Source organism: Streptomyces sp. NPDC002265, assembly GCF_040296125.1.
In the GTDB taxonomy this organism is placed as follows: domain Bacteria; phylum Actinomycetota; class Actinomycetes; order Streptomycetales; family Streptomycetaceae; genus Streptomyces.
Window position 1 is genome coordinate 1 of the sequence record NZ_JBEOWS010000173.1, and the last position, 19,811, is coordinate 19,811.

A 19,811-nucleotide genomic window follows, 5' to 3' on the forward strand; every position below is an offset into this window, starting at 1 on the left:
GTCCGGTTCGAGCGCGTTCCAGCGCATGAACGAAATCGCCACGGTGCCGACGAACGGCAACTGGGTCACCACGATCATGAAGATCAGGGCCGGGTGCGGCGGAGCGGCTTCTCACCGGCTCACGCCGGTGCGCCCAGTTCCGCCCACACGGTCTTGCCGGTCACGCCCGGCGCGCGGACGACACCCCAGTCCAGACACAGCCGCTGCACGATGAACATGCCGTGCCCGCCGGGCCGGCCGGCGCGGTGCGGGGTGCGGGGAGCCGGCTGGCCGGTGCCGCGGTCGGCGACCTCGACCCGGATGACCTTGTTGTCGCAGGAGATCCGGAGCGACTCGGGCCCCTCGGCGTGCAGGCAGGCGTTGGTGACCAGCTCGGACACGACGAGCAGCACGTCCTCGGCGGCCGCCCGGCGGTCCGCGGTGGCGGCCGGCAGCCAGCCCCACGCATACAGCGCCTGGCGGGCGAAGTCGCGGGCGAGCGGCACGACGCCGCTCTGGCCGTCCAGGCTCAGCCGGCGGACCTGACGACCCGTCGACGACGCGACCGCGTCCTCGCGGGACACGCCGCCACCTGGCACGTCACCCTCGGACGCCCCCGAAGCGCCGATCGGCTCCGGGCCGCGGTCGCCCGGCGAGCAGGGCCGGGTGGTGCTCATCAGCGCTTCACCTCACCGATTCGCCAGTTCACGATTCAAGAGTCAGTACGTAGGCCGACGGCGATTCCGTCGACACGGCGCCGACACATTCAGGATGTCTCCTGCCCGACCGGGCCGACCGAACACCCCCCTGTCGGTACGAGCCGACGTCACCCGGGCACCGGTCCACGAGCGGACGCACAGGTTCACCCGGGCGGCGGCCGGACCGCACCCGGACGCGAGGGCCGGGAACGTCGCCCGCCGGACGGCGGACCGGCTCAGGCCGACTCGCCGGACTCCCCCGCCGCACGGCCACCTCCGGTGCCCTTCGCCACATCGCCGCCGTCGTCATCGCCGTCGTCACTGTCGTCGCCACTGCCGCCGTCACCGTTCGCGCCGTCGTCGGCCAGAGCCGAATCGACCGAGTCGTGGACGGTGAAGACCGCCTCGGCCCCGGTGATCTCGAACACGCGCGCCACCACGGGCAGCATCCCCGCGAGGTGCACCCCGCCCCCGGCGGCCTCCGCCTTCAGCCGCGCGCCCAGAAGCACGTTCAGCCCCGTGGAGTCGCAGAACTCCAGTCGCGAGCAGTCCACGACCAGCTTGCTGAATCCCTTGGAGAGGCAGTCGTCGAGGGGGTCGCGCAACAGATCCGCCGTGTGGTGATCGAGCTCACCCACCGGCGTCACGACGGCGCTGGAGCCCTCTTCCCGCACCTCCACCAGAAGCCGGCCCGACTGCGCGCTGCCGACCGTCCCGCGGTCCATGCGTCTCTCACTCCCGAGATCGTGACTGCTGACAGATGCTCTCGAACACTACGCCTTCTCCACACACCCTGACACCCGAACAACCGCCCAGAAACGGACATTTACCACTGAAACGGACTTGCGGTGAACTCGGTGGAACGGGTAGGGCTAGTAGAGACACGTACTCGACACGGCCGGCTTTGGAGGCGCCGCACACCGCAGTGCAGCACTGGCTTCGGCAGCCATATGCCGAGAACGATGGAGGACATCATGTCACCCCGGCTCGACGCGTCGCATACCCATCGGACGACGCCGACACCCCTTCCGGAACATCTGGATCCCATCGAGCGGAACCACCCCGCGCCCGTCCCGCAGGACGACGTGCTCGCCGGGCTTCCGGAGATTCCCCCGTACGAAGAGGTCGGCCCCGTCGACGCGCGGGCCCTGTCCAAGACGCTGTTCGAGCGGCTGGAGTCGCTGGAGGAGGGGACGTACGAGTACTCGTACGTCCGTAACACCCTCGTCGAACTCAACCTCGCCCTGGTCAAGTTCGCCGCCTCCCGCTTCCGCTCGCGCAGCGAGCCGATGGAGGACATCGTCCAGGTCGGCACCATCGGCCTGATCAAGGCGATCGACCGCTTCGACCTGGCCCGCGGCGTCGAGTTCCCCACCTTCGCGATGCCGACCGTCATCGGCGAGATCAAGCGCTTCTTCCGCGACACCTCCTGGTCCGTGCGCGTCCCGCGCCGGCTCCAGGAACTCCGGCTCGACCTGGCCAAGGCCGGTGACGAACTGGCCCAGCAGCTCGACCGCGCCCCGACGGTGGCCGAGCTGGCCGAGCGCCTCGGCATCGGCAGGGACGAGGTCGTGGAGGGCATGGCGGCGTCGAACGCGTACACCGCCGCGTCGCTGGACGCGCAGCCCGAGGAGGACGACTCCGAGGGAGCGCTCGCCGACCGCATCGGGTACGAGGACCACGGGATCGAGGGCATCGAGTACATCGAGTCCCTGAAGCCGCTGATCGCCGGACTGCCGCCCCGGGACCGGCACATCCTCTCGCTGCGCTTCGTCGCCAACATGACCCAGTCGCAGATCGGCGAGGAACTCGGCATCTCCCAGATGCACGTGTCGCGCCTGCTGTCACGGACTCTGGTACGGCTGCGGAAGGGCCTGACGGCCGAGGAGTGAGGGGTGCCCGGCACCGCCTCAACTGCACGCACCAACAGCCACTTTGATTACCCGGAGATAACCCTTTACCCAAAGCCTCTCCTCCCTCACCATGGGCATCACAAACTGGCCGGTACGTCAGGACGGTCGGATGACCGCCAGGGTGCAAGGAGGGCCGGAGAACATGGCACAAGGTGGCGGCGATGCCCATACGGGGGCGTCCGATGCCCGGCTGACCGAACTGCTGCGCGCCGACACCGCGTCCGCCTATCCGGCGCTCCAGGAGATCCGGGCCCGCCACCAGCCCTCGGTCCTCGGCTACGCCCGCCTGTGCGTGACGGGCGAGGCCGCGGCGCGTCAGCTGGCGGCGCAGACCTTCACCGCCGCGGCCCGCGAGACGGCTCGCGGCACCGACCCCGACGTCCCGCTGCGCCACCGGCTGCTGCTGCTCACCGGCAGCGAGGCCGCGTCCTGGGCCACCGACGGGCGGGCCGCCGGCCTGGACCCCGGGCTGCTGCTGGTCCTGAACACCGCCCGGCCGGACGGCCCCGTCCCGCCCATGCTCGCCGCGTTCCGCTCCCTGCCGTCCCGCACACAGGGCCTGATCTGGTACGGCCTCGTGGAGCGGGAGCCGGAGACCCGGACCGCCGCATTCCTCGGGCTCACCGAGTGGGACGTCAGGCACGGCACCCCCCAGGCGCTGCCGGCACTCGGTCAGGCCTGTCTGCGTGCCCGGCTGGCCGCCTCCGACGACCCGCGCTGCGGCGACTTCCGCAGGCTGATCGAGGAGTCCGCGCGGCCGGACAACCCCCGCCACAGCCCCGACCTGCACGCCCACATGACGCGCTGTCCGCACTGCACGAGCGCGTACGAGGAGCTGTCGGCCCTGCGCGACGACCCGCGCACGGCGCTGGCCGAGGGACTGCTGCCGTGGGGCGGCACGGCGTACGCCCGAAGCGGCGCGGCTGCCGCGACGCGCGTCATCCCGCGCGCCGATGCGCGCGTCACCGATCCTTCCGCGCCCCGGACCCGGCCCTGGACCGGGCCGCAGTCCCGGCGCATCGTCCTGGCCTCGGCGGCGCTGAGCGCGGTCCTGGTGCCGCTGCTGCTGTTCCTGAACTCCTCGGACGGCTCGCAGGACCGGCAGCAGTCGGCGGGCGCGGCAGCCGTCCCCTCCAGCCCTCCGGTGACGGTCACGGCGACGGCCACGTACTCCGCTCCGGCCCCGTCCGCGTCCCCGACCCGCACCTCGCCCTCGCCGACCCACAGTTCGGCCCGCCCGAGGCCGACCACCCGAAAGCCGACGCCGACCCCGACCCCCTCACCCGCCGCCCGCCCGCCGGGCGCGGCCTACGCCCAGGTCGTGAACGTGTCCACGGGCCGCTGTCTGGACGTCGCCGGGGACTTCGACGACGGCACGGACGTCGTCACCGCGTCCTGCTCGGGCTCGGACACCCAGCGCTGGCGGGTCGACGCGGACCGCGGTGTCCTCCAGTCGTACGCCGACCCCGACTTCTGCCTCGACAGCCGCGGCGACGTCGACAACGGCGTCGGTGTCTGGAGCTGCGACTCGGTCTACGGCCGTCACGGCCAGAACCTCACCTTCACGGTCGACGACGACGGGGTGATCCGTCCCGCGATCGCGATCGAGACCGGGGTGACCCCCCAGTCCTACGGTGACGGGGTGTCACTGGAGCCGCTGAGCGGGGGTCCGGAGCAGCGGTGGCGGGCCGGCTCCGCCTGAGACCGGTCAGAGCACCCGCGCGCCCCGCCGCCACACCTTGCCGACCAGGGGCACGCCCGGCCGGTAGGCGAGATGGACGTGGCTCGGCGCGTCGAGGACGATCAGGTCGGCGTACGCGCCGGGCGCGACACGGCCGATGTCGTCGCGGCGCAGGGCCGCCGCGCCGCCCGCCGTGGCCGACCAGACCGCCTCGTCCGGCGTCATCCCCATGTCCCGTACCGCGAGCGCGATGCAGAAGGGCACGGAGGACGTGAAGGACGATCCCGGGTTGCAGTCCGTCGACAGGGCGACCGTGACGCCCGCGTCCAGGAGACGGCGGGCGTCGGGCCACTGCGCGCGGGTGGAGAACTCGGCGCCGGGCAGCAGGGTGGCGACGGTACGGCCGTGCGCGAGGGCGTCCACGTCGGCGTCGGTGAGGTGGGTGCAGTGGTCGGCGCTCGCCGCGTCCAGTTCGACCGCGAGCTGGACGCCGGGGCCGTACGAGAGCTGGTTGGCGTGGACGCGCGGGTGCAGGCCCTTGGCCCGGCCCGCCGTCAGGATCGCGCGGGCCTGGTCGCCGTCGAAGGCGCCCTTCTCGCAGAAGACGTCGATCCAACGGGCGTACGGGGCACAGGCGTCGAGCATCTCGCCGGTGACCAGGGCGACGTAGCCGGCCGGGTCGTCGGCGAAGTCGGGCGCGACGATGTGCGCGCCGAGGTAGGTCACCTCGTCGGTGTGCCGGGCCGCGATGCGCAGCGCACGGGCCTCGTCGGCGACCGTCAGACCGTAGCCGGACTTCGTCTCGAAGGTCGTGGTGCCCTGGCGCAGGGCCTCGTCGAGGTGGTGGGTGAGGTTGCGTTCGAGGTCCTCGTCGCTGGCCGCCCGGGTCGCCGCGACGGTGGTGCGGATGCCGCCGGCGCTGTAGGCCCGGCCGGACATACGGGCGTTGAACTCCTCGGTGCGGTCGCCCGCGAAGACCAGGTGGGAGTGGGAGTCGACGAAGCCGGGCAGCATCGCGCGGCCATCGGCGTCGACCCGGTTGTCGGTGGCGGGTGCTTTGCTTGATTCACCGGTCCACACGACACGGTCGCCCTCGATGACGACGGCCGCGTCCCGGACCAGACCGAGCGGCGAACCGTCACCGAGGGAGGGATCGTTGGTGACCAGAGTGGCGATGTTGGTGACGACGGTGCTGACCGTGCTGCTCATGGCGTCCTCGTGGGGGGCGGCGGGGCTGGATGCGGGTCGGGGGGGCGGGCGCCTGGCGTCCGGTCAGGCGTGCAGTGCTTCGACGGCGGCCGCCAGTTCCCGCGGCACGTCGGGGACGAGCGCGTGCACCCCGTCCCGTACGACCTGACGTCCGCCGACGACCGTGTGGCGCACGTCCGCCGCGGTCGCCGCGAATACGGCCGTCTCGGCGCCGAGCCTGGGCACCGGTCCCGCTGTTCTGACCGAGTCGAGCGCGACCGTCGTGAAGTCGGCGAGCGCGCCCGGTTCGAGAGCGCCCGCTTCGGTCCAGCCCAGTGCGGCGTGACCGTCGGCGGAGGCGGCGCGCAGCAGTGCCGCGGCCGTCCAGTGGCCGCGGGTGCGGGTGCGCAGCCGCTCGTCAAGCTCCATCGCGCGCGCCTCTTCGAGCAGGTCGATGACGGCGTGGCTGTCGGAGCCGAGGGAGAGCGGGGAGCCGGCCCGCTGGAGGGCGACCGCGGGGCCGATCCCGTCGGCGAGGTCGCGTTCCGTGGTGGGGCACATGCAGGTGCCGGTGCCCGAGTCGCCGAGCAGCGTGATGTCGGCGTCGGTGAGGTGGGTGTTGTGCACGCCGGTGGTGTGCGGGCCGAGCACGCCGTGGTCGGCGAGCAGCTGCGTCGGGGTGCGGCCGTGGGCGGCCAGGCAGGCGTCGTTCTCGGCGGTCTGCTCGGACAGGTGCACATGCAGCGGGGCCCGCCGCTCCTGTGCCCATCGCGCCACCGTGGCCAGCTGGTCCGCGGGCACGGCCCGTACGGAGTGGATCGCGGCCCCGATCCGTGCGTGATCCCGTTCCTTGAGAACTGAACAGCGTTCGGCCCAGGCGTCCGCGCTGCCGTCGGAGAAGCGCAGCTGGTGGCTGTTGGGCGGCTCGCCGAAGCCGGCCGAGAGATAGGTGGTGTCCAGGAGGGTGATGCGCACGCCGGCCTCGGCGGCGGCCGCGATCAGGGCCTCCCCCATCGCGTTGGGGTCGGCGTAGGGGGTGCCGCCGGGGGCGTGGTGGACGTAGTGGAACTCGCCGACCGCGGTGATGCCGGCCAGCGCCATCTCGGCGTACACGGCGCGGGCGAGCGCGTGGTAGGTCTCCGGGGTCAGCCGGTCGGCGACGGAGTACATCACCTCGCGCCAGGTCCAGAAGGTGCCGGAACCCACCTGGACCGTGCCGCGCAGGGCGCGGTGGAAGGCGTGGCTGTGGGCGTTGGCGAGGCCGGGCAGGGTCAGGCCGCGCAGGCTCTCCGCGCCGGGCGGCGGGGTGGCGACGCCGGTGCGGACGGCCGTGATCCGGCCGCCGGACACCTCCAGGGCCACGCCCGGCTCGACCCGGGTGCCGAGCCAGGCGTGCTCCAGCCAGTACGTCCGTGTGTGGGTCTGCGGGTGGTTCCGGTTCACCTGCGGGCCAGCCCTTCCAGTACGTCGGCGAGCGCGCTCACCCCGGCCGTGCAGTCGTCCTCGGCCGCGAACTCGGCCGGGGAGTGCGAGACGCCCGTGGGGTTGCGCACGAACAGCATGGCGGTCGGGACGCTGCCGGAGAGGATCCCGGCGTCGTGTCCCGCCCCGGTGCCGAGGACGGGCACCTTCAGGTCGGTTCCGGTGCCCAGGATGCGGGCGAGCTCGTCGCGCAGGGCGTGGTCGAACTCGACGACCGGCGTGAACGACTCGCGGACGACGTCCAGGTCGACGCCGTGGCGCTCCGCGTGGGCGCGGGCCGTCTTCTCGATGGCGGTGAGCACGGTGTCGAGGGTCTCCTGTCCCGCGGCCCGCGAGTCCAGCCAGCCCCGCACCAGGGAGGGGATGGCGTTGACGCCGTTCGGCTCGACGGAGATCTTGCCGAAGGTGGCGACGGCCCCGGCGAGTTCGGCCTCGCGGCGGGCGGCGAGGACGGTCTCGGCGTACGGCAGCATGGGGTCGCGCCGGTCCGCCGGCCGGGTGGTGCCGGCGTGGTTGGCCTCGCCGCGGAAGTCGAACCGCCAGCGTCCGTGCGGCCAGATGGCGCTGGCGATGCCGATCCGGTCGCCGGACAGGTCCAGCGCCCGCCCCTGCTCGACGTGCAGCTCGACGAAGGCGCCGATCCGGGCGAGCCGTTCGGGGTCGGGGCCGATGGCCTCGGGGTCGTACCCCGCGGCCTCCATCGCCTGCGGCAGGGTGATGCCGTCGCCGTCGGTGAGGCGGTGCGCCTGCTCGACGGTGAGTGCTCCGGCGGTGAGCCGGGAGCCGACGCAGGCCAGCCCGAACCGGGCGCCCTCCTCGTCACCGAAGTTGACGACGGCCAGCGGCCGGTCGAGCCGTGCGCCGCGGGCGCGCAGCTCGTCCAGGGCCGCGAAGGCGGACACCACGCCCAGCGGTCCGTCGAAGGCACCGCCGTCGGGCACGGAGTCGAGGTGCGACCCGGTGACCACCGCGTCGCCCTGGGCGGGGTCGCCGAGCCAGGCCCACTGGTTGCCGTTGCGGTCGAGTTCGCAGGTCAGTCCGCGGGCGCGGGCCTGCTCCTCGAACCAGGCCCGGCACTCGGCGTCGGCGGCGGTCCAGGCGAAGCGGCGGTAGCCGCCGGAGGCGGAGCTGCGGCCGATCGGCAGCAGCTCCGCCCACATGCTGTGGAACGTCACGCGGAAGCCTCTTCCCGGCCTTCGCGCATCGGCACCCTGACACCGCGCTCGTCCGCCACCGACTCCGCGATGTCGTACCCGGCGTCGACGTGCCGGATGACGCCCATGCCCGGGTCGTTGGTGAGCACCCGGCGGATCTTCTCGCCGGCGAGCTTGGTGCCGTCGGCGACGGAGACCTGGCCGGCGTGGATGGAGCGGCCCATGCCGACGCCGCCGCCGTGGTGGAGGGAGACCCAGGACGCGCCGGAGGCGACGTTCACCATGGCGTTCAGCAGCGGCCAGTCGGCGATCGCGTCGGAGCCGTCGAGCATGGCCTCGGTCTCGCGGTACGGGGAGGCGACGGAGCCGCAGTCGAGGTGGTCGCGGCCGATGGCGAGGGGGGCGGCGAGCTCGCCGGACGCCACCATGTCGTTGAAGCGCTCGCCGGCCTTGTCGCGCTCGCCGTAGCCGAGCCAGCAGATGCGGGCGGGCAGGCCCTGGAAGTGGACGCGCTCGCCGGCCATCTTGATCCAGCGGTGCAGCGACTCGTTCTCCGGGAAGAGGTCGAGGATCGCCTTGTCCGTCTTGTGGATGTCGGAGGCCTCGCCGGACAGGGCCGCCCAGCGGAAGGGGCCCTTGCCCTCGCAGAAGAGGGGGCGGATGTAGGCGGGGACGAAGCCGGGGAAGGCGAACGCCCGCTCGTACCCGGCGAGCTGGGCCTCGCCGCGGATGGAGTTGCCGTAGTCGAAGACCTCGGCACCGGCGTCCATGAAGCCGACCATCGCCTCCACGTGCCGGGCCATCGACTCGCGGGCACGGGTGGTGAAGCCCGCCGGGTCCTTGGCGGCCGCGTCGGCCATGTCGTCGAAGTCGACGCCGACCGGGAGGTAGGCGAGCGGGTCGTGGGCCGAGGTCTGGTCGGTGACGATGTCGATGGGCGCGCCCTCGGCGAGCATCCGCGGCAGCAGTTCGGCGGCGTTGCCGAGCAGGCCGATGGAGAGCGGCTTGCACTGGTCGCGGGCCTCGACGGCGAGCTGGAGGGCGTGCTCCAGGGAGTCGGCCCGCACGTCCAGGTAGCGGTGCTCGATCCGGCGCTCGATGGCACGCGGGTCGCAGTCGATGCAGATGGCGACGCCGTCGTTCATCGTCACGGCGAGCGGCTGGGCGCCGCCCATGCCGCCGAGGCCGGCGGTGAGGGTGATCGTGCCCGCGAGGGTGCCGCCGAACTTCTTCGCGGCGACCGCGGCGAAGGTCTCGTAGGTGCCCTGGAGGATGCCCTGGGTGCCGATGTAGATCCAGGAGCCGGCCGTCATCTGGCCGTACATGGTCAGGCCGAGCTGCTCCAGGCGGCGGAACTCCTCCCAGTTGGCCCAGTCGCCGACCAGGTTGGAGTTGGCGATGAGGACACGCGGGGCCCACTCGTGGGTCTGCATGACGCCGACCGGGCGGCCGGACTGGACCAGCATGGTCTCGTCCTGCTTCAGCGTCCGCAGGGTCCGGACCATGGCGTCGAAGGAGCGCCAGTCGCGGGCGGCCTTGCCGGTGCCGCCGTAGACGACCAGCTTGTCGGGGTGCTCGGCCACCTCGGGGTCGAGGTTGTTCTGGAGCATCCGCAGGGCGGCTTCCTGCTGCCATCCCAGGGCGCTCAGTTCCGTACCACGCGGGGCTCGTACGGGGCGGGGTCCTGACATGGTCTGCCTCCTAGCGGATTGTTGCTGCCGTTATTCACATCCTGACTACCTGAATAGAACTAGTCAACACATGGGCGCGTCGACGTGCGCGGGTCGCGGGTGTTTGGCTGAATGCAGGGCACACAAGTCGCAGGCCGACCCGACCGGGGGGACACAGTGGACAACGACGGCAGCGCAGGCGAGCGGGCCGCACGGCGCGACGACGCGGTGCGGGCCGCTGTGGAACAGGGGCTGCTCGCCCCCGGCACCCCGGTCGTCGGGCTGCTCGACGTCGCCGGCATCAGGGAGTCGGCGGCGGCGCTGCGGGCCGCGTTCGACGCCGTGGTGGCGCCCGGCACCCCCGTGCTGCACGCCTTCGCGGTGAAGGCGACGCCGCTGGTTCCGGTGCTGCGGCTGCTGCGCGAGGAGGGCATCGGCGCGGAGGTGGCCAGCCCGGGCGAACTGGCGCTGGCGCGGGCGGCCGGGATGCCGGCGGCCCGCACCGTGCTCGACTCGCCCGCGAAGACCCCCGCCGAACTGCGTGAGGCGCTGGCGTTCGGTATCGCCGTCAACGCCGACAACCCGCAGGAGCTGGAGCGCATCGACGCCCTCATGCGGTCGGCCCGCAGCCGCTCCCCGCTCGGCCTCCGGGTGAACCCGCAGCTCGGCGCGGGCTCCATCGAGGCGATGTCCACCGCCACGGCCACCTCGAAGTTCGGGGTGGCGCTGCGTGACGAGGGAGCGCGCGAGTGGGTCGTCCGGGCCTTCATGGACCGGCCGTGGCTGAGCCGGCTGCACACGCACACCGGGTCGCAGGGCATCCCGCTGTCGCTGATGGCCCGCGGGGTGGCGGAGGTCCACGCGCTCGCCGAGGAGATCAACCGGCGGATCGGGCGGCCGCAGATCGACACGATCGACATCGGCGGCGGACTGCCGGTGAACTTCGGCTCCGACGTGACGACCCCGACGTACGCGCAGTACGCGCGGCTGCTGCGCGAGACGGTGCCGGGGCTGTTCGACGGGCGGTACGCGCTGGTGACCGAGTTCGGGCGGTCGCTGCTGGCCAAGCACGGCACGGTGGTGGCGCGGGTGGAGTACGCCAAGAGCGCCGGCGGGCGCCGGGTCGCGGTCACCCACGCGGGTGTGCAGGTGGCGACCCGGACGGTGTACGCGCCGGAGTCCTGGCCGCTGCGGATCGCCGGGTACGACGCGAAGGGGCGGCCCAAGAGGGGTCCCGCGGTCGTGCAGGACGTGGCCGGACCCGCCTGCTTCGCGGGCGACCTGCTGGCCCGGGGCCAGGCGCTGCCGCAGCTGGAGCAGGGGGACCACGCGGCGGCGCTGGACACGGGCGCGTACTGCTTCGCGCACCACTACGCCTACAACTCGCTGGCCCGGCCGGGCATCTACGGCTTCGCCCCGGACGACGCCGGCCGTACGGCCTTCGCGACGGTGCGCGAGCCGCAGACGGCCGAGGAGATCGTCGCCGAGTCGGGAGGGGCGTACGCGTCCGCGCTCACCACCCTGCACGCTCCCGGACGCGCTCGCCCGCACGAGTGGAACTCCGGCTGACCCCGACACCCGCACGGGTGGCCGGAGCGCCGGGACGGGCGCGGGCGCGGACCCGGCGGCGGGTATGCGGCGTCGGCGTACGGACGGATACACAGGCGGGCATGCAGGTCATCCCGTAGGAAAACCTGCACAGCCGACCCACCCTAGCCACCCCCAGCATGTTCCACCGGGAAATGCCATATCCCCACCGGCCGCCCGCGACGGTGCGTAGTTTCGTGGTCACTCAGCCGGACCCCAGGTGGGAGGGGAGCGACGGTGCCCGGAATCGACGAGTGCCTACTGGAGGCGATGCGGCTGCCCGGCGCCCGGGGCGCGGCATTGGTCGACTGGACCAGCGGGCTGGCCCTGGGTGTCGTCGGTGAATCACCGGGCGGCGACCACGAGGCGGCCGCCGTCGAGGCCGCGGAGCTGGCCCGGCTGGCCGCCGAGCACCGGGCGTTCGCGCCCGGCGACGGCGGCGCGGGGGCACTGGGCGGCGCCACGGCGCTGCCGGTCGAGGATCTGATCCTCAGCAACCGCGACAGCTACCACCTGCTGCGGTTCGTGCCCACCCCGTTCGACAGCAGCGTGTTCCTGCACGTGTGGCTGGCACGCGCGGAGGGCAACCTCGCGCTGGCCCGCATCCGGCTGGGCGAGATGGCCGGACGGCTGGTGCTCGGATGACCGTGATTGGCACCACTCCGCCGCCCCGGCTGCCGGTGCGGGACCGGTCGGCGGCGCACGAGGGGGCGGGCGGCCTCTCGCCGATGCTCACCCGGCTGGCCGCCGAGCGGGCCACCGGCGTCCTCGTCCGCGAGCACGGCACGCTGCACCTCGCCGACGGCGAGGTGGTGCACGCCGAGAGCCCGTACGCGCCCGGTTTCGACGTGCTCCTGACCACCCACGGCACGCTCGACGCCACGACCTGGCAGGAGGCCCTGACCGAGACAGGCAGCAAGCCCGGCGCCGTCCGGCTGGTGGCCGACCGCGGCCGGCTCACCGCGGGCGCGCTGGAACTGTGCCACCTGGGGGCGCTGTTCGACGCCGCCTACTTCGCCCTCGCGCCGAGCAGCACCCCGGGCCGCTTCCGGTACGGCGACGGGCACCAGCCCGGCACCGTGCGCCCGGTCACCGTGGACGTCGTGGAGCGCGAGACGCTCCGCAGGCGCGAGCTGCTGCGGCGCGTATGGCCGGATCCGCTGGCCGACAGCGCACCGCTGGTCCGGGTCGCCCCGGCGGCGGCGCCCGCGGTCACCGCCCGCCAGACGGCCGTGCTCACCCTGGTGAACGGCGTGCGCACCGCGACCGACATCGCCCGGGAGCTGGGCAGACAGGCGTTCCACACGCTGGTGGACGTACGGCGGCTGGCGGCGGCCGGGCTGGTGGCGCCGCAGCCGCCGCCCGTCCGGGTGTCCCCGCCCGCCCCGGCGGTCCTTTCCGTGCCCGATCCCGACATCACGCTGCTGAAGAGGCTCAGGGATGCGCTGGAGGCCCTTTGAGCGGCAGAGCCCGCGACAGCGACCCCGTGCCGAAAGGAGAGAGCTGATGGCGGCCGAGCCCGACATACGCGAGGAGCTGTGCCGGCTGAGGGCCCGGGTGCCTCAGCTGACCGGCGCCCTCGTGGCGAGCACGGACGGTCACGTCCTCGCCCAGGACACCCCCGGTGTGGCGCCGGAGACGGTGGCCGCGCTCACCGCCACGGCACTCGGCGTCGTCGCGCGGCTGTCGGACGCGACCGGCCAGGGCGAGTTCCGTGAGCTGCTCGTGCGCGGGGTGTACGGCTATGCCGCCGCGTACCCGGCGGGCCGCGGCGCCGTGCTGACGCTGCTCGCCCAGGACCGGGTCAACGTCGGCCGCCTGCACCTGGAGGGTCGCCGGGCGGGAGTGCGGATCGGCGAACTCGTCGACGCGGAGACGGCGGCCACCGCCGTGCCCCGGGCCGCGCCCGCCCAGCTGCCCGCCGCCTCGGGCCCCGCCGCTCCCCCGCCCCCCGACAAGCCTCCGGTGGTACAGCCCACCGGACCGCCCACCGGACCCACCGGTCCGCCGGCCGAACCGTCGTCAGGTCGGCCGGCCGAACCACGGCCCGAGTCGGCACCCAGGACACCGGCCAAGACCCCGGCCAAGTCCGCCGCCCGGACCAGAACCCCTCGCGCGCCACGCACCACCGGCAACGCGCGTACCACCACCGATAGTTGAGAGAACGAGGAGACTCAGTCATGGCCAACACCGAGACCACGCTGAAAGAGGCGCTCGCCTCCATCGAGGGCGCGACCGGAGTCGCGCTCGTCGACTACACCAGCGGGATGGCGCTGGGCACGATGGGCGGCAGCAAGGGCTTCGACCTGAACGTCGCGGCCGCCGGCAACACCGACGTCGTACGCGCCAAAATGCGCACGATGGAACATCTGGGCCTCAAGGCTCAGATCGAGGACATCCTGATCACCCTGTCCGACCAGTACCACCTGATCCGGCTGATCAGCGGACGCGGGGGCAACGGTCTGTTCATGTATCTGGTGCTGGACGCGAAGCGCGCCAATCTGGCGATGGCCCGCCACCAGCTGAAGCGGATCGAGGAGGACCTGGAGGTCTGATCCCGGACTTCCGGGCGGTCCGGCCCCTTGTGAACGACCGGCTACACCAGCGCCGCGGTGCGGCGGCGTGCCCCGCCCGGGGCCGCGTCGCCCGCCGCGATGCCGGTGCCGCGGTAGCCCCTCACGGCCCGGCCCGCCGGGCGTCCGCCCCACGCGTCGAGCCAGTCGACCCGCACCCACAGCAGCGTGTCCTCGGCCCGTTCGCGCCGCCCGAGCCAGGCGGCCTTCAGCCGCAGCCCGACACCGGCGCCGACCAGCAGCATGCCGCCGGCGGCGGGTACCGCGAGGGAACTGCCCAGCGCGGCCAGGAAGGCCAGCAGCAGCCACCAGCGGTGGGCGTGGCGCCAGTTCCGCACCGTCACCGCACGGTCCTGGAGCACGTCGTGCCGGCCGGCCCGGGCGGCACCTCGGGCGAGGGCGCCGTAGCGCTTGCGCCGGCCGTACGACATCACGGCGGCCGCGACGAGGAGCAGCGCCGCCCCTGCCATGACCCCGATCCGGCGACCGGTGAAGCCCGGCACCAGGACACCGACACCCGCCGCGAACACTCCGGCGCCGCACAGTGGTGCCGCTCCGGCCCGCACCACGACGGCCACCCGGGCCAGTCCCTGGCCTCCGCGCCCCTGACTTCCGCGTGCCACGTCAACGCCTCCTCGCCACCGGCACAGTCCTGCAAGTGCGCACACGCTAGCGAGCGAACGTGAGACGAATCTGAGAGCACCGCCGGGTGCCCCCGCCCCGGCGCGGCGAAGAACCCGGCCCGCGGCTCACTCCACGAACAGCCCCCGTGCCGCCGCCCGCGCGTCGAACTCCTCCAGGCGGGTCTGCGCGTCGGGCAGGTCGTCGCACATGGCCTCCAGCAGCACCCGTCCTAGCAGCATCGGCGCGCACGCGGTGTCGAAGGCGAGCCCGGTGCCGACCGCGGCGGGCAGCAGCAGGTCGGAGACCTTGGCCACGGGCGCGAACGCGGAGTCGGCGACGGTCACGACGGTCAGCCCGGCCTCCTTCGCATAGGAGAGGGTGTCCAGGACCTCGCGGGGGTGCCGCGGCAGCGCGAAGCAGAGCAGGGCCGAGGCGCCGGCCCGTACGGCGGCGTCGATCCGGTCGTGGATCATCGTGCCGCCCTCGTGGACCAGCCGTACGTCCGGGTGGACCTTGGCGGCGAAGTACGCGAAGCCGTAGGCCTGGGACGCGGCGGCGCGCAGCCCGAGCACCGGCAGCGGCCGGCTGGCGGCCAGCAGCCGGCCCGCCCGCTGCACCGGCCGCGGGTCCGCGAGCACCTCCGCGAGGTGCCGCAGGTTCTCGATCTCCGCCTCGACGGCCTGCTGGTACTCGTTGTACGCCCGGACGCCCCCCGGCTGTTCCGCCGGCGCGACCTCGCGCAGATGGCGGCGCAGGGCGGGGTAGCCGTCGAAGCCGAGGGCGACGGCGAAGCGGGTGACGGAGGGCTGGCTGACCCCGGCCAGTTCGGCGAGCTCCACGCTGGACAGGAACGGCACGTCGGCGGCCCGCCGCACCATGCTGTGCGCGATGCGCCGCTGGGTCGGCGTCAGCCGGTGCCCCTCGAAGAGCGCCTGGAGCCGTGCGGCGGGGCTGTCCGGTCCGCCGGTGTCCCGGTCCGCGCCCGTGTCCGCGCTGGTGTCCGCGGTCATCACTCGCTCTCCCTCCAGATCTGCGTGAACCGGTCGAGCAGCCGGGCCGCGGCCGTCACGTCCCGGGTGAGCGGCCGGTCGGCCATGTCCTCGTCGAGCACCGACTCGGCGATCGCCAGCGCCCGGCCCACCGGGAGCCCCGGTTCGGGCCGCAGGTCGCGCAGCCGCAACGCCCTTACCGCGGCGACGAGTTCGCAGCCCACGACGAGACGGTACGCGTCGCACGCACGCAGTGTCTGGCGGGCGGCGAGCGAGGCGAAGCTCGCCTGCTCCTCGACGCCCCGGGACAGTACGGCGTGGCCGAGCGAGGCGGGCGCCGAGCAGGCGCGCAGCTCACCGAGGGCGGCCCCGGCCGCGTACTCCAGGATCATCACCCCGGACGAGGCGGGTTCCTGGTCGGCGAGGAAGGGCTTGAGCCGGGTGAAGGCGGGCTCGTTGAGGCTGGACAGCCGGGACGTCGACAGCCGGGCCACCTGGGTCACCGCCAGCCGGAAGTGGTCCAGCGCGAGGACGAGCTGGGCCATGTAGAAGCCGCCGTGGTGGTAGGCGGCCATGCCGTCGGGGGAGATGAGGGGGTTCTCCGCCGCCGAGTTGAGCTCGATCGCGAGCACCTCCTCCAGCGCGTCCGCCGCGTCCTGCGCGGGTCCGTGGATCTGCGGCAGGCAGCGGAAGCCGTACGGGTCCTGGATCCGGCCGAGCGGCGGCGCCGGCCGGTCCTCGGCGCCGATCAGCCTCCGCATCCGGCGGGCGACCTCGCCCGTTCCCCGGTGCGGACGGGCCGCGTGCACGGGGGCGGCGTACGCCTCGTGGGAGCCGTCGACCGCGAGCAGGGACAGCCCGGCGACCACCTGGGTGGCCTCGATCAGCCCGCGCAGCTCGTGCAGGGCGAGCGCCGACTGGCCGAGGGTGAGGGCGTTGCTGCTGATCAGGGCCAGCGCGTCGTTGTTGTCGAGGGGCTGGGGGGCGGGCGCGCCCGGGCCGCGCCACGGGTGTTCCCCGGCGAGGGCCAGCCCCAGCTGGGCCAGCGGCGCGATGTCGCCGGTGCCGACCGAGCCGAACTCGTTGACGACCGGGTGGGCGCCGCTCTCCAGCGCCTCGCACAGCGCCGTCACGACGCCGGGGCGCAGTCCGGCGCCGCCCGCCAGCAGCTGGTTGGCCCGTACGGCGAGCATCGCCCGCACCTGCCGGGCCGGCAGTTCCTCGCCTATGGCACCGGCGTGGCTGCGCAGCAGGCGCATGCCGTGGCCCGCGGCGGCCTCGGTGGGCACGGTCTCGTTCCGGTTCGCGCCGACGCCGGTGGAGCGGCCGTACACGCGGCCCGTCGACGCGATCCGCCGGGCGGCGTCCCAGGACTCCTCGGCCCGCCGCAGCGCCTCGCCCGTCGGGATCGGCCGCGCGCTCCCGTCGGCGAGGCGGACGACGTCGTCGACGCCGAGGCCGGTCCCGTCGAGGACCACGGGACCCCCGGGCCCGGGGTGCACCGCACGCGCGTCCGGCGCGTCCACGGTCCGAGACGACATAGGACCCGAGCTCCCCTCAACCCTCGATCCGGACACCGGATCTCTCCTGCCGGCCCCCGGTCACCGCGGACCGGCACCCGGACACGGCCAGGCATGGACGACCTATTCAGACACCTAGAACTCTGCATGACGATATACAGCCGGGCAAGGCACGTCTCATGATCCGGCTCGACGGACCGCCCCGGTCCGGAACCCGGTCCGGGACCGGGGCGCGGGCGGGGCGCGGGCCCGGGCGGAAGACGGGGGCTATCCCCAGTGCGCCGGGGCCGCCCGCTGCCTAGCGTGAGTCGCATGACGGGAATGGAGACGATCATGGACGCGCGGGACGCCGACCTCAAGAAGGAACTCGACGCCACCCTGCACGCCCGCAGGGAACTGGGCGAGGAGTACGAGTCCGCACTGGTCGACTCCTTCCTGGAGAAGGTCGACCAGCGCATCGACGGCGCGGTCGAACGGCGGGTGCGCCGTCATCTGGCCGAGGCGCAGATGACCGTGGCCCGCAACTCCCGCTCCCCGAGGCCCACGGACTCGTGGGGCGAGCGTTTCGGCTTCGGCATCGTCTCGCTGGTGCTGGCGGTCCCGCTGTCCGCGATCGGTGCGGGCACCGCGCATCTGCCCGGCCTGATCGTGTCCTGGATCGGCATCGTCGGCGTCAACGCCGTCCAGGCCGTCCGCACGAACCCCGGCCTCTTCGGCCGCCGCCGGGCGTCCGGGGACGGCGACTGGGAGGACTGACCGCAATGCGGGCGCGCCCGCGCAAGGGCGGGGATCCCGGGCCGGCATCCGGCCGGGAAAAGCTGTGCGCGGGGACCGCCGCACCCCCGTTGCCGGGGGGCGGGACGACGGCGGTCCCCGCGAGGGACGCGTGCCGGGTCAGGCCGGACGTTCGCGTCCTGGGCGTCTGTGGAGGTCCGGGAGCCGCTCCGAAAATCCGTGACGCCGTTTTGGTGCCGGCCGGGGCGGGGAGCCGCTCCCGCCCTGCCGACACCCCCTAATGTGCCGGACTCGTGTTAAGCGTGTGCTGCGTGTACGTGACACCCTCGTACCACTTCCGCGAAGTCCGCCTTCCCGGCGGACCGCCCGGGGATCCCCCAGGGGGTCCGCCGCACGTCCCGGCTGTTCACCGCGGGTCCGCTAGTTCCCGCCCTTGGCGAGGAAGGACAGCAGGTCCTGGCGGCTGACCACACCGGTCGGCTTGCCCTCGACGAGGACGATCGCCGCGTCCGCACGGCCCAGCACGGACATCAGGTCCGCGACCGGCTCGCCGGAGCCGACCTGCGGCAGCGGGGCGGACATGTGCTTCTCCAGCGGGTCCTCCAGCGAGGCACGCTGGGTGAACAGCGCGTCGAGCAGTTCCCGCTCCACCACGGAACCCACGACCTCGGCGGCCATGACGTCCGGGTGACCGGCGCCCGGCTTCACGATCGGCATCTGCGAGACGCCGTACTCGCGCAGCACCTCGATGGCCTCGCCCACGGTCTCGTCGGGGTGCATGTGGACGAGGGAGGGGATGGTGCCGCCCGCCTTGTGGCTGAGCACGTCGGCGACCCGGGCGCTCGGGCCGGAGTCCTCCAGGAAGCCGTAGTCGGCCATCCACTCGTCGTTGAAGATCTTGCTGAGGTAGCCGCGTCCGCTGTCGGGGAGCAGGACGACCACGACGTCGTCCGGGCCGAGCCGCTCGGCGACGCGCAGCGCGGCGACCACGGCCATGCCGCAGGAGCCGCCCACCAGCAGGCCCTCCTCCTTGGCCAGCCGGCGGGTCATCTGGAAGGAGTCCTTGTCGGAGACGGCGACGATCTCGTCGGCGACGGTCCGGTCGTAGGCGGTCGGCCAGAAGTCCTCGCCGACGCCCTCGACGAGGTACGGGCGCCCGGAGCCGCCGGAGTACACGGACCCCTCGGGGTCGGCGCCGATCACCTGGACCCGGCCGTCACTGGCGTCCTTGAGGTAGCGCCCGGTGCCGGAGATGGTGCCGCCGGTGCCCACGCCCGCCACGAAGTGGGTGATCCGCCCCTCCGTCTGCTCCCACAGCTCGGGGCCGGTCGAGTGATAGTGGGAGAGCGGGTTGTTGGGGTTGGAGTACTGGTCGGGCTTCCAGGCGCCCGGCGTCTCGCGCACCAGACGGTCGGAGACGTTGTAGTACGAGTCCGGGTGCTCGGGGTCCACGGCGGTCGGGCACACGACCACCTCGGCGCCGTACGCGCGCAGCACGTTGATCTTGTCCGTGGACACCTTGTCGGGGCACACGAAGATGCACTTGTACCCCTTCTGCTGCGCCACGATCGCGAGCCCCACGCCGGTGTTGCCGCTGGTGGGCTCGACGATGGTGCCGCCGGGCTTGAGCTCGCCGCTCTTCTCCGCCGCCTCGATCATGCGCAGGGCGATGCGGTCCTTCACGGATCCGCCCGGGTTGAAGTACTCCACCTTGGCCAGGACGGTCGCCTGGATGCCCTCGGTCACGTTGTTGAGCCTCACCAGCGGGGTGTTGCCGACGAGGCTGATCATCGAGTCGTGGAATTGCACCGTTGTCTCCGGTCGCTTGCAACAGATGTGGTCGAAGTGGTTCAGCCAGCCTACGGCCCGGCGCGGACGTTCACTCCGGGTTGCGATTGGCCGACGCCCTGTACGGGGCAAGGAGTGGTTGTACGGCTACGAGGAGGTGGCGGCGAGACATGACGAGCATGTCGAGGGCGCGAGTGGCCCGCCGTATCGCGGCCGGGGCCGCGTACGGC

Annotated in this window: 17 protein-coding genes and 1 pseudogene; 8 read left to right on the top strand and 10 right to left on the bottom strand. The window is 73.3% G+C overall.

Translation table 11 applies throughout. From position 1 onward, the window contains the following. Positions 1-119: 119 nt before the first annotated feature. Both ABT085_RS26905 and ABT085_RS26910 read right to left on the bottom strand, forming a co-directional pair. Complete coding sequence (locus tag ABT085_RS26905) at positions 120-656, bottom strand: ATP-binding protein (protein ID WP_351613020.1); 537 nt, start codon at positions 654-656, stop codon at positions 120-122. A 377-nt stretch (positions 657-1,033) separates the two neighbouring features. Continuing rightward, positions 1,034-1,402, bottom strand: a pseudogene (locus tag ABT085_RS26910) (STAS domain-containing protein); the annotation flags it as partial. A 249-nt stretch (positions 1,403-1,651) separates the two neighbouring features. Between ABT085_RS26910 and ABT085_RS26915 the strand changes: the two are divergent. Both ABT085_RS26915 and ABT085_RS26920 read left to right on the top strand, forming a co-directional pair. Continuing rightward, positions 1,652-2,569, top strand: coding sequence for an RNA polymerase sigma factor SigF (locus ABT085_RS26915; RefSeq protein ID WP_502982814.1), 918 nt, complete (start codon positions 1,652-1,654; stop codon positions 2,567-2,569). A 163-nt stretch (positions 2,570-2,732) separates the two neighbouring features. Continuing rightward, positions 2,733-4,292 (top strand): RICIN domain-containing protein, encoded by a 1,560-nt coding sequence (locus tag ABT085_RS26920; RefSeq protein ID WP_351613026.1) that lies wholly within the window; start codon positions 2,733-2,735, stop codon positions 4,290-4,292. Between the two features lie 6 nt (positions 4,293-4,298). On the opposite strand, the gene hutI is transcribed toward ABT085_RS26920, so the two are convergent. The 4 genes from hutI to hutU form a co-directional block, all read right to left on the bottom strand. After that, positions 4,299-5,480, bottom strand: coding sequence for an imidazolonepropionase (gene hutI, locus ABT085_RS26925; RefSeq protein ID WP_351613029.1), 1,182 nt, complete (start codon positions 5,478-5,480; stop codon positions 4,299-4,301). Positions 5,481-5,543: 63 nt separating this feature from the next. Further along, on the bottom strand, positions 5,544-6,902 hold the full coding sequence (locus ABT085_RS26930) for a formimidoylglutamate deiminase (protein WP_351613032.1): 1,359 nt from the start codon (positions 6,900-6,902) through the stop codon (positions 5,544-5,546). Then, entirely contained in the window at positions 6,899-8,116 is a 1,218-nt protein-coding gene (locus ABT085_RS26935) for an allantoate amidohydrolase (protein ID WP_351613034.1), read from the bottom strand. Before ABT085_RS26935 ends, ABT085_RS26930 begins: the two co-directional genes overlap by 4 nt. Further along, positions 8,113-9,786, bottom strand: a complete 1,674-nt coding sequence (gene hutU, locus ABT085_RS26940) for a urocanate hydratase (protein ID WP_351613037.1) — start codon at positions 9,784-9,786, stop codon at positions 8,113-8,115. The genes ABT085_RS26935 and hutU overlap by 4 nt, the downstream gene beginning before the upstream one ends. 111 nt (positions 9,787-9,897) lie before the next feature. On the opposite strand from hutU, the gene ABT085_RS26945 reads away from it, so the two are divergent. The 5 genes from ABT085_RS26945 to ABT085_RS26965 all read left to right on the top strand — a co-directional run bounded on the left by ABT085_RS26945 (position 9,898) and on the right by ABT085_RS26965 (position 13,907). After that, complete coding sequence (locus tag ABT085_RS26945; protein WP_502982815.1) at positions 9,898-11,334, top strand: type III PLP-dependent enzyme domain-containing protein; 1,437 nt, start codon at positions 9,898-9,900, stop codon at positions 11,332-11,334. A gap of 255 nt (positions 11,335-11,589) precedes the next feature. Continuing rightward, positions 11,590-11,997 carry a hypothetical protein gene (locus ABT085_RS26950; RefSeq protein WP_351613043.1) on the top strand — a complete coding sequence of 136 codons (408 nt, stop codon included), beginning with the start codon at positions 11,590-11,592 and terminating at the stop codon, positions 11,995-11,997. Continuing rightward, the gene (locus ABT085_RS26955) at positions 11,994-12,812 is read left to right on the top strand and encodes a transcriptional regulator (protein ID WP_351613045.1); all 819 of its coding nucleotides are present in this window, start codon (positions 11,994-11,996) and stop codon (positions 12,810-12,812) included. Before ABT085_RS26950 ends, ABT085_RS26955 begins: the two co-directional genes overlap by 4 nt. Positions 12,813-12,858: 46 nt before the next feature. Next, positions 12,859-13,512, top strand: a complete 654-nt coding sequence (locus ABT085_RS26960) for a roadblock/LC7 domain-containing protein (protein ID WP_351613048.1) — start codon at positions 12,859-12,861, stop codon at positions 13,510-13,512. Positions 13,513-13,532: 20 nt separating this feature from the next. Continuing rightward, positions 13,533-13,907 carry a roadblock/LC7 domain-containing protein gene (locus ABT085_RS26965; protein WP_152890494.1) on the top strand — a complete coding sequence of 125 codons (375 nt, stop codon included), beginning with the start codon at positions 13,533-13,535 and terminating at the stop codon, positions 13,905-13,907. Positions 13,908-13,948: 41 nt separating this feature from the next. On the opposite strand, the gene ABT085_RS26970 is transcribed toward ABT085_RS26965, so the two are convergent. From ABT085_RS26970 to ABT085_RS26980, 3 genes are all read right to left on the bottom strand, one after another. Further along, positions 13,949-14,548 (bottom strand): hypothetical protein, encoded by a 600-nt coding sequence (locus tag ABT085_RS26970; protein ID WP_351613052.1) that lies wholly within the window; start codon positions 14,546-14,548, stop codon positions 13,949-13,951. Positions 14,549-14,674: 126 nt separating this feature from the next. Next, positions 14,675-15,559 carry a MurR/RpiR family transcriptional regulator gene (locus tag ABT085_RS26975; RefSeq protein WP_351613054.1) on the bottom strand — a complete coding sequence of 295 codons (885 nt, stop codon included), beginning with the start codon at positions 15,557-15,559 and terminating at the stop codon, positions 14,675-14,677. Beyond that, positions 15,559-17,079 carry an aromatic amino acid ammonia-lyase gene (locus tag ABT085_RS26980; protein ID WP_351613057.1) on the bottom strand — a complete coding sequence of 507 codons (1,521 nt, stop codon included), beginning with the start codon at positions 17,077-17,079 and terminating at the stop codon, positions 15,559-15,561. Before ABT085_RS26980 ends, ABT085_RS26975 begins: the two co-directional genes overlap by 1 nt. Positions 17,080-17,391: 312 nt before the next feature. On the opposite strand from ABT085_RS26980, the gene ABT085_RS26985 reads away from it, so the two are divergent. Continuing rightward, positions 17,392-17,814 carry a hypothetical protein gene (locus ABT085_RS26985; RefSeq protein WP_351613062.1) on the top strand — a complete coding sequence of 141 codons (423 nt, stop codon included), beginning with the start codon at positions 17,392-17,394 and terminating at the stop codon, positions 17,812-17,814. Between the two features lie 399 nt (positions 17,815-18,213). On the opposite strand, the gene ABT085_RS26990 is transcribed toward ABT085_RS26985, so the two are convergent. Then, positions 18,214-19,602 carry a cystathionine beta-synthase gene (locus ABT085_RS26990; RefSeq protein ID WP_351613059.1) on the bottom strand — a complete coding sequence of 463 codons (1,389 nt, stop codon included), beginning with the start codon at positions 19,600-19,602 and terminating at the stop codon, positions 18,214-18,216. Positions 19,603-19,811: the final 209 nt, after the last annotated feature.

Bases quoted from the DNA above. Each gene is read 5' to 3' on its own strand.
- ABT085_RS26980 (WP_351613057.1), bottom strand. From the start codon at position 17,079: ATGTCGTCTCGGACCGTGGACGCGCCGGACGCGCGTGCGGTGCACCCC.
- ABT085_RS26945 (WP_502982815.1), top strand. From the start codon at position 9,898: ATGCAGGGCACACAAGTCGCAGGCCGACCCGACCGGGGGGACACAGTG.
- ABT085_RS26920 (WP_351613026.1), top strand. From the start codon at position 2,733: ATGGCACAAGGTGGCGGCGATGCCCATACGGGGGCGTCCGATGCCCGG.
- ABT085_RS26905 (WP_351613020.1), bottom strand. From the start codon at position 656: ATGAGCACCACCCGGCCCTGCTCGCCGGGCGACCGCGGCCCGGAGCCG.
- ABT085_RS26960 (WP_351613048.1), top strand. From the start codon at position 12,859: ATGGCGGCCGAGCCCGACATACGCGAGGAGCTGTGCCGGCTGAGGGCC.
- ABT085_RS26965 (WP_152890494.1), top strand. From the start codon at position 13,533: ATGGCCAACACCGAGACCACGCTGAAAGAGGCGCTCGCCTCCATCGAG.
- hutI (WP_351613029.1), bottom strand. From the start codon at position 5,480: ATGAGCAGCACGGTCAGCACCGTCGTCACCAACATCGCCACTCTGGTC.
- hutU (WP_351613037.1), bottom strand. From the start codon at position 9,786: ATGTCAGGACCCCGCCCCGTACGAGCCCCGCGTGGTACGGAACTGAGC.
- ABT085_RS26955 (WP_351613045.1), top strand. From the start codon at position 11,994: ATGACCGTGATTGGCACCACTCCGCCGCCCCGGCTGCCGGTGCGGGAC.
- ABT085_RS26915 (WP_502982814.1), top strand. From the start codon at position 1,652: ATGTCACCCCGGCTCGACGCGTCGCATACCCATCGGACGACGCCGACA.
- ABT085_RS26975 (WP_351613054.1), bottom strand. From the start codon at position 15,559: ATGACCGCGGACACCAGCGCGGACACGGGCGCGGACCGGGACACCGGC.
- ABT085_RS26985 (WP_351613062.1), top strand. From the start codon at position 17,392: ATGGACGCGCGGGACGCCGACCTCAAGAAGGAACTCGACGCCACCCTG.